Source organism: Ruegeria sp. AH12 (assembly GCF_056541465.1).
This window is the reverse complement of the sequence record NZ_JBQFYL010000001.1, coordinates 357708-370956: the sequence shown is the minus strand read 5'-3', so window position 1 is coordinate 370956 and position 13249 is coordinate 357708. Positions and strand designations below refer to the sequence as shown.

The following is a 13249-nucleotide window of genomic DNA, read 5'->3' as shown; positions in this document are numbered from 1 at the left end:
CGGATGCGCCCGTTTGATCTTATCGGGGTTGGCTGCCGCTGTTCTGGCGGCCTCTGCCCCGCAGGCCAGCGCGCAAAGCCTGTTTTCCCCTGCGATCCGCGTCAATCAGGATATCATCACCTGGTTCGAGCTGGAACAACGGCTGGGTTTTCTCACTGCGCTCGGCGTCCCGGGCGGGACCGAAGCAGAAGTACGCCAGGCCCTGATCGACGATCGCCTGCGCCAACAGGCCATGCGCGAGGCCGGGGTTCAAGCCGCACCTGAAGACGTACAGGTTGGCATTGATCAGCTCGCCGCGCGCGGGCAGCTCAGCACAGAACAATTCCTGCAACTGCTCGGCGAAGCGGGTATCGAGCCTGAAACCGTTCGTGATTTTGTTGCCGATCAATTGTCATGGCGCGACTATATCAGCGCACGTTTCCTGTCGCAGGCCCGCCCCAGTGAAGACGAGATCAACCGGGCCCTGGGGCAATCCGGCGGTGGTGGTCTGCAGGTTCTGCTGTCCGAGATCATTATCCCGGTGAATCAGCAAACCGTCGCGCAGGCGGAACGGCTGGCAGAAGAAATCTCTCGCCTCGAAGGGTATGACGCCTTTTCGGCAGCGGCCGCGCAATATTCAGCCGCTGACACCCGCAACAATGGCGGTCGTCTGGACTGGTTGAACATCAGTAACCTGCCGCCCGCGTTGCAACCCGTGCTTCTGGGCCTCAAAAACAGTGAGATAACGGAACCGCTGAGTCTGCCCAACGCCATTGCGCTGTTCCAGATGCGCGGCGTGCGCGAAGTCTCAACCGGGGCGCCGAACTATTCCAAGATCGACTATGCGATTTACTACTTGCCTGGTGGTCGCAGTGCGGACGCCCTGGCACAGGCCGCGCGCCTGAGCGAAGAGATCGACACCTGCGATGATCTTTACGGCGTCGCCAAAGGGCAGCCCGCCGAAGTGTTGGAGCGGATCGAAGCCGCCCCCTCTGATATCCCGCGCGATGTCGCCGTTGAACTGGCCAAACTGGACCGCAACGAAGTATCAACCACCCTGACCCGCAACAACGGTCAAACGCTGGTGTTTCTGATGCTGTGCAACCGCACACGCGATCTGGGCGAAGATACATCGCGCGTCGACGTGGCCAACGCCCTGACGCAGCAGCGCTTGCAAGCCTTCTCAGAAAGCCTTCTGGAACAGCTGCGCGCCGACGCCACTATCGTCGAGCAATGATTGCGCCCATCGCGCTCAGCTGTGGCGATCCGGCTGGTATAGGCCCGGAAATCGCCGCCAAAGCCTGGGCAGAGCTGCGCGATGACTGCCCGTTTTTCCTGATTGGCGACGCAACCCACCTGCCCGCAGATACGCCAGTCACCCGGATCACCGATCCGGCTGACGCGATGGACGCAAGCGCCCAAACACTGCCCGTTCTGCACGTGGATTTCCCGGTCTCCAACATCCCGGGTCAACCGGAACCGGCCAATGCGCCCTCGGTCATTGACGCAATCGAGCGCGGCGTTTCTTTGGCTCAATCGGGCGCGGCCTCGGCCCTCTGTACCGCGCCTATCAACAAAAAAGCGCTGATCGACGGGGCCGATTTCGCCTATCCCGGCCATACCGAGTTTCTCGCCGCTCTGGCCGGGCGCCAACATGTGGTAATGATGCTGGTCAGCGCGCAGTTGCGCGTCGTGCCAGCCACGATCCACATCCCCCTCTCGCGCGTGCCACAAGAACTGACACCAGATCTGTTGATCCAAACCATCGCGCTAACTGCGCAAGGCCTGCAACAACAGTTCGGCATCACACATCCCCGGATCGCCGTCGCGGGGCTGAACCCGCACGCAGGGGAAGGCGGCAAGATGGGCACAGAGGAACTGGATTGGATCGCCCCCCTGCTGGAAGGCTTAGACAGCCCCGATTACACCGTCACCGGCCCGCACCCGGCGGATACGCTGTTCCACGCCGCCGCCCGCGCCCGTTATGACGCCGCCATCGCCATGTATCACGATCAGGCCCTGATCCCGATCAAGACGCTGGATTTCGACAGGGGCGTGAATGTCACGCTGGGTCTGCCTTTCATCCGCACCTCGCCCGATCACGGCACCGCGCTGGATATCGCCGGGCAAGGCATCGCCAATCCCAACAGCCTGATTGAGGCCCTGAAACTCGCCCAACAAATGGCACGCACGCCTTGATCCTCCACCTGTCTGAAAATATCCCCGCCGGAGGCAAAAAACCTCTGGCGCTGTCCCATCAATCCGCGCGACGGTAACCGGATCATGAGCGCTATCGACACCCTTCCCCCGTTGCGTGAGGTCATCGCCACCCACCAGCTTTCGGCCCGCAAATCGCTGGGCCAGAACTTCTTGCTCGACCTCAACCTGACCGCCAAAATAGCGCGCCAGGCAGGGAATCTGACCCAATGCGATGTGCTGGAAATCGGCCCCGGCCCCGGCGGCCTGACCCGTGGGCTGCTTTCTGAGGGCGCGCGCAAGGTGGTCGCGGTGGAAAAAGACAGTCGCTGCATCGCGGCGCTAAACGACATCGCCGCTGCTTATCCCGGTCGGCTTGACGTGATCAACGGCGACGCGCTGGAAATCGACCCGCTCGAACACTTGACCCCTCCGATCCGCATCGCCGCCAACCTGCCCTATAACGTGGGCACCGAGCTTCTGGTCCGCTGGCTTACCCCACCCCAATGGCCACCCTTCTGGCAAAGCCTGACCCTGATGTTTCAACGCGAAGTGGCCGAACGTATCGTCGCCCAACCGGGCAGTAAAGCCTATGGCCGCCTCGCCATCCTGGCCCAATGGCGGGCTGAAGCGCGCATTGCCATGTCTCTGCCACCCGGTGCCTTCACCCCGCCACCCAAGGTCTCCAGCGCTGTGGTCCACCTGCGCGCCCTGCCCGAGCCACGCTATCCTGCAGACGCCGCAACCCTATCCCGCGTGGTCGCAGCCGCCTTCAACCAACGCCGCAAAATGCTGCGCGCTTCTCTGAAAGGTTTGACCCCGGATATCGAAGACCGCCTGATCGCATCTGGCATCAAACCCACAGAACGCGCAGAGCAGGTGCCGTTGAAGGCGTTCTGTGCCTTGGCCCGGGAAATCCGTAAAGGCTGACAATGAGAACCTGACTTGTAAGGTCACGCGAACTCGAAAATCGGTCTTCTTGTTCGTCGGGTAATCGACATACACCGGCACGCATATTTCCGCCATGCAAGATAAAGCGGCGATTCGCGTCGCTATAACAAAGGTTTACGTTTCAACGGAATTAGTCGCTCTTTGAGCCCGCAAGTGTTCGTTCTGCCCGAGCGAAACTAATAGTTTTCAAACGTTTCCTCATAGGGCACGCCAACGGCCCGTATTTTATCAACCACCCAAGACAGGCTGACGCCGGAGAATGACCTGAGTTGGATCGGATCCCGCGCGTGGAAATGCACCCAATACTGACGCACATCCATGTCTTCTTGTTTTTGAATGGTCTTGAGTTCTATCCGCTTGATCTCAGCTAAAGATGCGGCAAAACCTTCCTCTTTGCCATGTGCGTGATCAGGGACCTGCCAAAGCAGATCGCGGTCGGTAAGCCGGAAATGCCACTCACCCGTCGTTGACCGCGCACGCAGCGCAAAGATCAGTTCCTTTAACAGCCTGTAAATCCCTGTGCCTATCATTATGGCCCCGAGAAAGGACCAAACGGTCCAGGCTTCGATTGTGTCAATATCGAGTGATTGGATCTTGTCTTCAGACAGCAGGCGCATCCCAAACCAGATTAGACCCACTGCAAACAACGGAGCTATGATGAGCCGTGTTCGGTTTCTTCCCCGAACGGATTGACGCACATCGAAATATGGCTCGCCTTCGGCAATTTCAGTCACTCTACCCCCCGGGATGGTTTATGCTAGCGGCATAGCGCCATCCTGCGGAAGTTTGCACAAACTCTCAATAAGCGATGGTCCTGCTGTCACAGCTTTCCCGACGTCCAAACGCGCTGCGGCTTGCGTTGATTTCGGGCCGGCAGCACCCGCAGCTGGTAGTATAATCAGAATGTTAACATCCAACAAAAAAGCCCTGCGTTTATCGGCAGGGCTTCTTCGCATTTTGCCTCTATCTCACTCCGCCGCTTCGGGCGTGTCGCCGCCATTTGCGGCCGGTTCGTCATTGGTTTCAGCCGCAGGCTTTGGCTTGCGCTGACGTGGGCGACGCGGGGCTTTTTCCTTGCGCTCTTTCGGCTCAGGGGCTTCGGCCTCACCACCTTGATTTTCCGGTGTTTCCACCAGACCCGATTCCGGAGAAGCTGCGGGCGCGTCAAAACCCATGACATCGGGCTGAGGTGCCTCGGCAGGGTCCGCCTGACGGGCCGCTTCGCGTTCCTGGCGTTCGGCCCGTTCGCGATCCCGCTCGGCCTGACGTTCGCGATTCTGGCGTTCCTGCTCTTCGCGGCGGGCCTCGATTTCACGCTGCGCTTCGCTCAACATGCGCAGATAGTGCTCTGCGTGTTGTTGAAAGTTCTCGGCCGCAACACGGTCGTTAGACAGTTGCGCATCGCGCGCAAGCTGGTTGTATTTATCAATGATCTGCTGCGGGGTGCCGCGCACTTTGCCTTCGGGGCCCGAGCTGTCAAAAACACGGTTAACGACGTTACCGCCGGAAGGACGATTGCGGTTGTTCTTGGCCCGCGAGCGGGATTTGGAAGATCTCATCTTACTTTTCGTCAGCCTTATTAATACGCTGTCGATCAACCCCGTTTTTGCACTGCTCTTAGGCGTTTGCCGCGACGGAATCTCGACTTTTTGGGCTTGGCGTCAGGGGTGCGCTGCAACAGCGTCAACCTCGCCGACTAATCTTGAGTAAGCATGTCCAGCACCGGCAGACAAGAGGATTCTCAGAATTTTCGCAGGTTTTTTACATAAACCGGCGTTTTTCGGCCTCAGTTTCTGGTTTTCATCCTGGCAAACGGGCCCCGAGCACACGGTCACGACCGTCCAGATCGGGGATAATGCGGATGTCAGACAGGCCTGACGCATCAAACAACGCTGAAACCTGCTGGGCCTGTGTCGGACCAATTTCAACCAATAGTCGCCCGCCAGGCAACAGAAAGTCTGGCGCATCCGCGGCGATGTGGCGATAGGCGTTCAGCCCGTCGCCTTCATCGGTCAGCGCCATCCGAGGTTCATGCTCGCGCACTTCGGGCGACAGCCCAGTCATCTCGGACAGTGAGATGTAAGGGGGGTTGGATACGATCAGGTCGAACTTGCCCTGAATGGTCGAGAACCAGTTGGACTGGACCACCTGCACCCGATCCTGCACCTGGTGCTGCACGGCGTTGGCGCTGGTTTGCAGGCAGGCAGCCTCACTCAAATCAACTCCAACGCCTGTGGCACTGGTGCGTTCGGCCAAAAGCGTGATCAGAATGCAGCCAGAGCCGACACCAAGATCCAGAACATGATCAAAGGGCTCGCTGAGCGCGGCCTCAATCAGTGCTTCGGTCTCGGGGCGCGGATCCAGCACATCATTGCTGACGCGGAAGCGGCGTCCATAGAACTCACGCTCGCCCAGCAGATGGGAAACCGGGACTCGGATCGCACGGAGTGAGATCAGTTGATCATAGCGTTCGGCAATATCGGGGGCTAACTCCTCGGGCGCAATCAGCGTCACGCGGCTGGCTTCGATCCGGGCGGCATGCGCCAGCAAGACACGGGCATCGCGCGCCGGATCGTCGACGCCAGCCGCCCGCAAGCGTGCCGTCGCGGCCACCATGGCCTGGGCTGCCGTTTGCGCGCCGGTCATTGCGCCATCTCGGCCAGCAGCCGGGCCTGATCGTCCGCCGTCAGCGCGTCGATCACCTCATCCAGGTCGCCCTGCATCACCTGATCCAGCCTGTAAAGCGTCAGGTTGATGCGATGGTCGGTCATCCTGCCCTGCGGAAAGTTATAGGTTCTGATCCGCTCGGACCTGTCCCCTGACCCCACCTGGCTGGCCCGATCGGCCGAGCGTTCGCTGTCAATGCGCTGGCGTTCCAGATCGTAAAGGCGTGTCTTCAACACCTGCATGGCGATTTCTCGGTTACGGTGCTGGGATTTCTCTGAGCTGGTCACAACCAAACCTGTCGGCAAGTGGGTGATCCGCACCGCCGAGTCGGTCGTGTTGACGTGCTGCCCGCCCGCGCCCGATGACCGCATCGTGTCGATCCGGATGTCATTGGCGTCGATCTGGATGTCAACATCCTCGGCCTCTGGCAAAACAGCGACCGTCGCGGCCGAAGTATGGATACGTCCGCCGCTTTCGGTTTCGGGCACCCGCTGAACTCGGTGAACACCGGATTCGTATTTCATCCGGGCAAAGACGTTGTCGCCCTTGATATGGGCCACCACCTCTTTGATCCCGCCAAGGTCCGAGGCCTGTTCCTCGATAATCTCAAACCGCCACCCCCGTGCCTCGGCATAACGTTGATACATCCGCAGAAGGTCCCCGGCGAACAGCGCGGCTTCATCCCCCCCTGTTCCGGGACGGATTTCCAGCATTGCCGGACGTGCATCGGCAGCATCCTTTGGCAACAGCGCCAGTTGCAGCGCATGTTCCGCCTCGGGGATGCGTGCCTTTAGCTCGGGGATTTCTTCTTCGGCCAGCTCTTTCATATCCGGGTCGGCCAGCATCGCCTCGGCTTCGGTCAGATCAGCAACCAACTGTCGCCATCCCATGATCTGATCGACCACCGGCTTGAGGTCGGAATACTCTTTAGCCAGGGCCGCAATATCCCCGCCCGAGGCACCATCGGCCATGGCCGCTTCGAGGTATTGGAATCGCTGGGTTATCTGCTCAAGGCGTTCTTCGGGGATCATCCCGGCGGTGTCTATCATCCGGGGGCTTTGGTCAAGGGCTAGCCTTGTGCTAAGCTGCCCTGCATGAAGGGGTTGATTATCGTTTTATCGCTGCTCGCCGTACCCGCAATGGCCGACTATGTCGGTCCCGACGGCAAGGTTCGCGATTGCTACTGCACCGACAAAGCCGGTTCACGCGTGGAGCTGGGTGAGATGATTTGCCTGCAAGTCGATGGCCGCATGTTCACGGCTCAGTGCCAGATGTCGTTGAATGTGCCGATGTGGCGCGAGGTGCAGGAGGGGTGTTTGTCCTCGGGTTTGGACTGGCCCGATCTGGATCAGACCCTCAAGACTTCCGAGTCCTAACTGCCGCCTACAGCTGTGCCAACCACCCATCAACGCGGGCTTTGTTCACCCCGAAATCCTTGCCGCCAAAGCGCAACCGGCCATGGATTCGCAGCGTGTCTCCCTCCTGCTGGGCCGTGGTATAATCAGGAAAGCCAAACACCTTAGTGCGGGTGATGTAGGTGACCATCCCTTCGCTCACCGAACCGGCCAGAACGCGGGTACGCGGCGTTGCACCAACGATGCTGTCAAAGCGCGCCAGCCCATCAGGACCGGTCTCGACGATCCGAACTACACCACCCGGCAGATCTCTCTCCGCGCCTTCAGGGGCCACGTGCCAGCGCGCAGGGTCTGAAGGCGCAAGACGGATATAAGCGCTCATTGCAACGCCCATCGCGATCAATACCCAAAGCACCATCTTCATCTGTCCGCTCAATCCATTTGCGTGCAGCCTATCGGCATCGCGCCTCGGCCACACCCCTACCGTGACGTCACGCCCGGCAGGATGCAAAGCAACTCAAACAAAAGGTTTGCTGCCGTCAGTGCTGTATTGCCGGAGGAGTCGTAGGGCGGTGAGACCTCGACCAGATCACAGCCCACCACATTGATCCCCTGCAAGGCGTGGATCAGTTGCAGCGCCTGAGGTGTGGTCAGACCGCCGATCTCGGGCGTGCCGGTCCCAGGGGCATAAGCCGGGTCAAGGCTGTCGATATCATAGGTGACATAGACCGGATGATCCTCAACCGTCTTGCGGATTTGCGAGCCGATCTGAGTCAGGTTCTGCTGCCACAACTCCCACGCAGGAAACTGGCGAAAACCCCAGCCCTTGGCCTCGGTAAAATCGGTGGCGGCATAGCCCGAGCCGCGAATGCCGATCTGAAAAGTCTTATCGGGGACAATCAGCCCCTCTTCATAGGCGCGGCGGAAGACGGTGCCGTGGGTTTCACGTTCGCCAAACATCTCATCGTTTACATCCGCATGGGCATCCACATGCACCAGCGCCACCGGCCCGTGTTTGGCCGCAATCGCCCTTAGGATCGGCAGGGTGATGGAATGATCGCCACCCATAGCGACAGGGGTCACGCCCTGAGCTAGTATTCCGTCATAGCTGTCCTTGATGATCTTCAGGCTTTCAGGCAGCGAGAAGGTGTTGATCGCCAGATCACCGATATCCGCAATCTGCAATGCATCAAACGGGGCTGCCGATGTGGCCATGTTATAGGGCCGGATCATCGCGCTTTCACTGCGGATTTGCTTGGGCCCGAACCGAGTGCCCGACCGCCAAGAGGTTCCAATATCCATCGGGATCCCCAACAGCGCCACGTCCAGCCCCGCCAGCGAGGTCGCCTGCGGCAGCCGCATGAACGTGTTCGGCCCGGAAAACCGCGCCAGATCATTGCCGCTAATGGGTTGATTGTATTCAGTCATGCGCGTTTGGGTCCCATTCCGTACATTCACTTGCTTAAGCACATACCGGAGGTATGGCTAATCATCGGTTAACGCGCGCCGTTGCGCGTTTACTTTTTGTCAGCCATGAGCCTGTTCCACCCCAGAAGGCAAATAATCTGCGTCGCCACATGCGCGCCGGCAATCGCCGTTGCCCCAGACGTGTCGTAGGGCGGAGAGACCTCGACCACATCCCCGCCCTTGATGTTAATCCCGGCAATATCACGCAAAATGATCTGCGTCTGGATCGAGGTCAGCCCGCCCCAGACCGGCGTTCCAGTGCCCGGCGCGAAAGCCGGGTCCAGACCATCGATATCGAAACTCAGATAGACGGGGCTATCGCTAAGGATGCCCTTGATCTTCTGCGCGACGGCGGCAGGCCCAGATTCGTAAACCTCGCGCGCGTCGATGATGTTGACGCCCAGAGTGTCTTCGTTATGCGTTCGAATACCAACCTGGACCGAGCGTTTCGGGTCCACAATCCCCGATTTCACCGCCTTGTAGAACATGGTGCCGTGATCGACGCGGGACATATCATCGTCCGCCCAGGTGTCCGTATGCGCGTCGAACTGCAACAGCGACATGGGCCCGTATTTCTCTGCATAAGCTTTTAGGATCGGAAAGCTGATATAATGATCGCCACCCAAGGTGACCGAGGCCACGTCAGCCGCCAGAATCGTTCGGATATGATCGGTCAGCGTGTCCGGAAATGCCGGAATATTGGCGTAGTCATAGGCCATATCGCCATAGTCGACGATGGCCAGCTCGCTCAGCGCGTCAAAGGGCCAGCCATAGGGCGCGTCGGGAGATTGCAGCGCACTCGCTTCGCGGATCGCGCGGGGGCCGAGCCTTGTGCCCGGGCGGTTCGTCACCGCTTGGTCAAAGGGCACTCCGGTGACGGCGATATCCACTCCCTTCAGATCCTTGGTATATAGCCGCCGCAGGAACGAAGTCGCGCCGCCAAAGGTGTTCTCATAGGACAGGCCCTTGAGGTCGGGGTTGGTAAAGGCCTCATCGACCTGATGTTTTGCGTCTTCCAGTGCCATGTCTTGTCCCCTCAGCCCAGCGGCTGCGCCTTTTCCACGATCCGGGCAAAGAACGAGGCCCCGACCGGCGCGATATCATCGTTGAAGTTGTATTTCGGGTGGTGCAGCCCGGCGCCCTCACCCTGACCCAGAAACAGATAGGCCCCCGGACGCGCCTGCAGCATGTATGAGAAATCCTCGGCCCCCATGTCGCGCCCCATATTGTCGACAACGCGGTCCTTGCCTGAGACCTCGCGCGCCACATCTGCGGCAAAGGCTGTTTTCTCAGCGTCATTGATAGTCGCCGGATAGCCGATCTGATAATCCAGCGTCGCCTCAACCCCGTAAGAGGCCGCCTGCCCTGCCACGATCTGCTCCATCCGCTCCATCACCATCTTCTGCACCGACGGGTCAAACGTGCGGACCGTGCCGTTCAGATAGGCGGTATCAGGGATCACGTTGTTCACGGTCCCGGCATGGATTTGAGTAACTGAGACCACCAAATCATCGACTGCATAATGGTTGCGGCTGACGATGGTCTGGATCGCCTGCGCGATCCCACAGGCCGCCATCACCGGATCCTTGGTCTGATGCGGCAAGGCCCCGTGGCCACCAACGCCCTGTACATGAATCTCAAACGTATCGACAGCGGCCATGATTGGCCCGGCCGTAGTGTAAAATGCGCCCTCGGGGTTTCCCGGATCGTTATGGATGCCGTAAACCTGAGAGATGTCGAACCGATCCATGATGCCCTCCTGCACCATCACGTCAGCACCGCCGCCCTCTTCCTCAGCCGGTTGAAAGATCAGCGCCACACGGCCCGCGAAATTCCGCGTCTCAGCCAGATAGCGTGCAGCGCCCAGCAGCATCGTGGTGTGCCCGTCATGGCCGCAAGCATGCATCTTTCCGGGGTTCTTCGAGGCATATTCAACGCCCGTCTCCTCGAGGATCGGCAACGCGTCCATATCCGCCCGCAAGCCGATGGTTGGCCCGTCCTCCTGTCCGTTGATGATCGCCACCATCCCGGTCTTGGCAATGCCTTCGTGCAGCTCATCCACGCCGAACTCCCGCAGACGCTCGGCCACGAAGGCGGCTGTCTCATAGCATTCGAACTCCAGTTCAGGGATCGTGTGCAAGTGCTGGCGCCACTTGGCCATATCGGCGGCAAAATCGGCAATTCGGTTGACGACGGGCATCTGGGGTGGACTCCTGATCGGGACTGCGGAATGGATGCATCTGACACCGGAACGAAAGGGTTCGCAATGGCTGAAAATCCTCTGATCCATGACAGTGACGCGGGTATCGAGCGCCTGCTGGAAATCATGCGCCGCCTGCGCGACCCGCAAAGCGGTTGTCCGTGGGACATCGAGCAGGATTTTGCCACCATCGCCCCCTACACGATCGAGGAAGCCTACGAGGTCGCCGATGCCATCGAGCGTGAGGCCTACGATGAGTTGAAGGGAGAACTGGGCGACCTGCTGTTCCAATCTGTCTTTCACGCGCAAATGGCTGAAGAAGCTGGGCATTTCTCCTTTCAGGACGTAGTCCGCACCATGTCCGACAAGATGGTCGCCCGTCATCCGCATGTCTTTGGCGACGAATCGCGCGACAAATCCGCAGATCAGCAGACCAAGGACTGGGAAACGATCAAAGCCGCCGAACGCGCTGGCAAGGAACAGAAAGGCGCGCTGGATGGTGTGGCCGCCAACCTGCCCGCCCTTCTGCGTGCCCAGAAACTGCAAAAACGCGCTGCCCGCGTGGGATTTGACTGGCCCGATGCCAGCCATGTGCTTGCCAAGATCACCGAAGAGGCTGCCGAACTGGAAGAGGCGCGCGACAGTATGGATGCGGACGCGCTGGAGGATGAGTTCGGCGATCTGTTGTTCGTGATGGTGAATTTGGGCCGTCATTTGGGCATCGAGGCTGAAACCGCGCTGCGTCGCACCAATGCCAAGTTCACACGTCGCTTTGAGAAGGTCGAGGCGCGGCTGGCCGACCGCGGCAGAACCCCCTCTCAAAGCGATCTTGCCGAGATGGATGCGCTGTGGGATGAGGTCAAAACCGAGGAGCATCGCGCCAACGGCAAACTCCCGCCTGCTGATGCGAAGATTGGGGCCTGAAACCGCTGGACAAGTGTGGTGACACTTGCGAGTGTCCGCGCTTCAAGACACCGGAGGCACAATGGCACCGCGCAAGATCATCATCGACACCGACCCCGGACAGGACGACGCCGTCGCCATTCTGCTGGCCCTGGCCAGCCCGGAAGAGATCGAGGTTCTGGGCATCACCGCCGTTGCCGGAAACGTCCCGCTGGAACTGACGGCCAAGAACGCACGCATCGTTTGTGAACTGGCGGGGCGCACGGATATCCCTGTCTATGCTGGGTGCGACCGCCCGCTGAAGCGCCCGCTGGTCACCGCCGAACATGTCCACGGCAAAACCGGGCTGGACGGCCCTGTTTTGCCGGACCCACAGATGCCTCTGGCCGAGGGTCATGGGGTGGACTTCATCATCAAAACCCTGCGCGCGCATGAGCCGGGCACAGTAACGCTCTGCCCATTGGGGCCGCTGACCAATATCGCCACGGCGTTCCAGAAAGCACCCGATATCATTGACCGGGTGCAAGAGATCGTTCTGATGGGCGGCGCGTATTTTGAGGTTGGGAACATAACACCAGCAGCCGAATTCAACATTTATGTCGATCCGGAAGCTGCTGAAATCGTGTTTAAATCTGGCATTCATGTTGTTGTGATGCCGCTGGATGTTACCCATGATGCGCTGGTCACACCCCATCGCAACGATGCGTTCCGCGCACTCGGCAGCCAGGTTGGCCATGCGGTTGCCGAAATGACCGATTTCTTTGAACGGTTTGACAAGGAGAAATACGGATCAGAAGGTGCGCCGCTGCACGACCCCTGCGTGACAGCCTATCTGATACAGCCAGAGCTGTTCTCGGGCCGTCACATCAACGTTGAGATTGAAACCCAATCAGAACTGACTTTGGGCATGACCGTCACGGATTGGTGGGGCGTAACCGACCGTACACCAAACGCCATGTTCATGGGCGACGTGGACGCGCATGGCTTTTTCACGCTTCTGACAGAAAGGCTGGCCCGCCTATGACCGCCGCGCTCCGCTTGGCCCGCCCCGAGGATCTGGATCGCCTGATGACGCTGGTTTCGGCCTTCCATGGCGAAGAGGGTATTGAACAGGACGACCAGAAACGCCGCGCCGCGCTAACCCCCTTGCTGGAGGGTATACCGCATGGATGTGTTTACCTGATCGGCCCGGGCCGCGCGCCGTTGGGCTATGTCATCCTGACCTTCGGCTGGTCGGTCGAGTTTGGTGGCATGGATGCGTTTGTCGATGAGATTTACATCCGCCCTGCCGTTCGCGGCCGAGGCATCGCAACCGAAGTTCTGCTGGAACTGCCCAAAGCCCTGGCCGGGGCCGGCCTGACCGCCCTGCACCTTGAGGTCGATCGCACAAATGAGGCTGCGCAAAAACTGTATCTGCGCACCGGCTTCAAAGCGCGTGAGCGGTACATGCTGATGAGCAAGATCCTCTGAGCGCTCAACTCTTTGCATTCCGCAACCCCTTGTGTCCGCATGGCCCAGCTTTCAGGGCTAT

General features: G+C 59.7%; 15 protein-coding genes. 7 read left to right on the top strand and 8 right to left on the bottom strand.

Features of this window, described 5'->3' with window-relative positions; genetic code table 11:
* Positions 1–13 precede the first annotated feature (13 nt).
* From ACR0EL_RS01940 to rsmA, 3 genes are all read left to right on the top strand, one after another.
* On the top strand, positions 14–1216 hold the full coding sequence (locus ACR0EL_RS01940; RefSeq protein ID WP_480497742.1) for a peptidylprolyl isomerase: 1203 nt from the start codon (positions 14–16) through the stop codon (positions 1214–1216).
* The gene (pdxA, locus tag ACR0EL_RS01935) at positions 1213–2178 is read left to right on the top strand and encodes a 4-hydroxythreonine-4-phosphate dehydrogenase PdxA (RefSeq protein WP_480497740.1); all 966 of its coding nucleotides are present in this window, start codon (positions 1213–1215) and stop codon (positions 2176–2178) included. The genes ACR0EL_RS01940 and pdxA overlap by 4 nt, the downstream gene beginning before the upstream one ends.
* An 84-nt stretch (positions 2179–2262) precedes the next feature.
* Positions 2263–3105 (top strand): 16S rRNA (adenine(1518)-N(6)/adenine(1519)-N(6))-dimethyltransferase RsmA, encoded by an 843-nt coding sequence (gene rsmA / locus ACR0EL_RS01930; RefSeq protein WP_480497738.1) that lies wholly within the window; start codon positions 2263–2265, stop codon positions 3103–3105.
* A 197-nt stretch (positions 3106–3302) separates the two neighbouring features.
* On the opposite strand, the gene ACR0EL_RS01925 is transcribed toward rsmA, so the two are convergent.
* The 4 genes from ACR0EL_RS01925 to prfA form a co-directional block, all read right to left on the bottom strand.
* Positions 3303–3860: a hypothetical protein gene (locus ACR0EL_RS01925; RefSeq protein ID WP_480497736.1), complete on the bottom strand. Its 558-nt coding sequence runs from the start codon at positions 3858–3860 to the stop codon at positions 3303–3305.
* A gap of 234 nt (positions 3861–4094) precedes the next feature.
* Positions 4095–4685 (bottom strand): DUF4167 domain-containing protein, encoded by a 591-nt coding sequence (locus tag ACR0EL_RS01920; protein ID WP_170530454.1) that lies wholly within the window; start codon positions 4683–4685, stop codon positions 4095–4097.
* 241 nt (positions 4686–4926) lie between these two features.
* Complete coding sequence (gene prmC, locus ACR0EL_RS01915) at positions 4927–5772, bottom strand: peptide chain release factor N(5)-glutamine methyltransferase (RefSeq protein WP_480497734.1); 846 nt, start codon at positions 5770–5772, stop codon at positions 4927–4929.
* Positions 5769–6824, bottom strand: coding sequence for a peptide chain release factor 1 (gene prfA, locus ACR0EL_RS01910; protein ID WP_480498412.1), 1056 nt, complete (start codon positions 6822–6824; stop codon positions 5769–5771). The genes prmC and prfA overlap by 4 nt, the downstream gene beginning before the upstream one ends.
* 63 nt (positions 6825–6887) lie before the next feature.
* Between prfA and ACR0EL_RS01905 the strand changes: the two genes are divergently transcribed.
* A complete protein-coding gene (locus tag ACR0EL_RS01905) occupies positions 6888–7169 on the top strand; it encodes a hypothetical protein (RefSeq protein WP_480497732.1) in 282 nt (93 codons plus the stop codon).
* Positions 7170–7176: 7 nt separating this feature from the next.
* Here ACR0EL_RS01905 and ACR0EL_RS01900 read toward each other — a convergent pair whose 3' ends face one another.
* The 4 genes from ACR0EL_RS01900 to ACR0EL_RS01885 all read right to left on the bottom strand — a co-directional run bounded on the left by ACR0EL_RS01900 (position 7177) and on the right by ACR0EL_RS01885 (position 10815).
* Positions 7177–7572 carry a DUF1499 domain-containing protein gene (locus tag ACR0EL_RS01900; RefSeq protein WP_480497730.1) on the bottom strand — a complete coding sequence of 132 codons (396 nt, stop codon included), beginning with the start codon at positions 7570–7572 and terminating at the stop codon, positions 7177–7179.
* A gap of 56 nt (positions 7573–7628) precedes the next feature.
* Positions 7629–8576 (bottom strand): agmatinase, encoded by a 948-nt coding sequence (gene speB / locus ACR0EL_RS01895; RefSeq protein WP_480497728.1) that lies wholly within the window; start codon positions 8574–8576, stop codon positions 7629–7631.
* A gap of 89 nt (positions 8577–8665) precedes the next feature.
* The gene (speB, locus tag ACR0EL_RS01890; protein WP_480497726.1) at positions 8666–9640 is read right to left on the bottom strand and encodes an agmatinase; all 975 of its coding nucleotides are present in this window, start codon (positions 9638–9640) and stop codon (positions 8666–8668) included.
* Positions 9641–9651: 11 nt separating this feature from the next.
* Complete coding sequence (locus ACR0EL_RS01885; RefSeq protein WP_480497724.1) at positions 9652–10815, bottom strand: M20 aminoacylase family protein; 1164 nt, start codon at positions 10813–10815, stop codon at positions 9652–9654.
* A 66-nt stretch (positions 10816–10881) separates the two neighbouring features.
* Here ACR0EL_RS01885 and mazG point away from each other — a divergent pair, with 66 nt between their 5' ends.
* From mazG to ACR0EL_RS01870, 3 genes are all read left to right on the top strand, one after another.
* Positions 10882–11739: a nucleoside triphosphate pyrophosphohydrolase gene (gene mazG / locus ACR0EL_RS01880; protein WP_480498410.1), complete on the top strand. Its 858-nt coding sequence runs from the start codon at positions 10882–10884 to the stop codon at positions 11737–11739.
* Positions 11740–11800: 61 nt separating this feature from the next.
* Positions 11801–12742, top strand: a complete 942-nt coding sequence (locus ACR0EL_RS01875; RefSeq protein WP_480497722.1) for a nucleoside hydrolase — start codon at positions 11801–11803, stop codon at positions 12740–12742.
* Positions 12739–13188, top strand: a complete 450-nt coding sequence (locus ACR0EL_RS01870) for a GNAT family N-acetyltransferase (protein ID WP_170530469.1) — start codon at positions 12739–12741, stop codon at positions 13186–13188. Before ACR0EL_RS01875 ends, ACR0EL_RS01870 begins: the two co-directional genes overlap by 4 nt.
* Positions 13189–13249: the final 61 nt, after the last annotated feature.

Coding starts and splice junctions, on each gene's coding strand:
- pdxA (WP_480497740.1), top strand. CDS start 1,213: ATGATTGCGCCCATCGCGCTCAGCTGTGGCGATCCGGCTGGTATAGGC.
- rsmA (WP_480497738.1), top strand. CDS start 2,263: ATGAGCGCTATCGACACCCTTCCCCCGTTGCGTGAGGTCATCGCCACC.
- ACR0EL_RS01920 (WP_170530454.1), bottom strand. CDS start 4,685: ATGAGATCTTCCAAATCCCGCTCGCGGGCCAAGAACAACCGCAATCGT.
- prmC (WP_480497734.1), bottom strand. CDS start 5,772: ATGACCGGCGCGCAAACGGCAGCCCAGGCCATGGTGGCCGCGACGGCA.
- prfA (WP_480498412.1), bottom strand. CDS start 6,824: ATGATCCCCGAAGAACGCCTTGAGCAGATAACCCAGCGATTCCAATAC.
- ACR0EL_RS01905 (WP_480497732.1), top strand. CDS start 6,888: ATGAAGGGGTTGATTATCGTTTTATCGCTGCTCGCCGTACCCGCAATG.
- ACR0EL_RS01900 (WP_480497730.1), bottom strand. CDS start 7,572: ATGAAGATGGTGCTTTGGGTATTGATCGCGATGGGCGTTGCAATGAGC.
- speB (WP_480497728.1), bottom strand. CDS start 8,576: ATGACTGAATACAATCAACCCATTAGCGGCAATGATCTGGCGCGGTTT.
- speB (WP_480497726.1), bottom strand. CDS start 9,640: ATGGCACTGGAAGACGCAAAACATCAGGTCGATGAGGCCTTTACCAAC.
- ACR0EL_RS01885 (WP_480497724.1), bottom strand. CDS start 10,815: ATGCCCGTCGTCAACCGAATTGCCGATTTTGCCGCCGATATGGCCAAG.
- mazG (WP_480498410.1), top strand. CDS start 10,882: ATGGCTGAAAATCCTCTGATCCATGACAGTGACGCGGGTATCGAGCGC.
- ACR0EL_RS01875 (WP_480497722.1), top strand. CDS start 11,801: ATGGCACCGCGCAAGATCATCATCGACACCGACCCCGGACAGGACGAC.
- ACR0EL_RS01870 (WP_170530469.1), top strand. CDS start 12,739: ATGACCGCCGCGCTCCGCTTGGCCCGCCCCGAGGATCTGGATCGCCTG.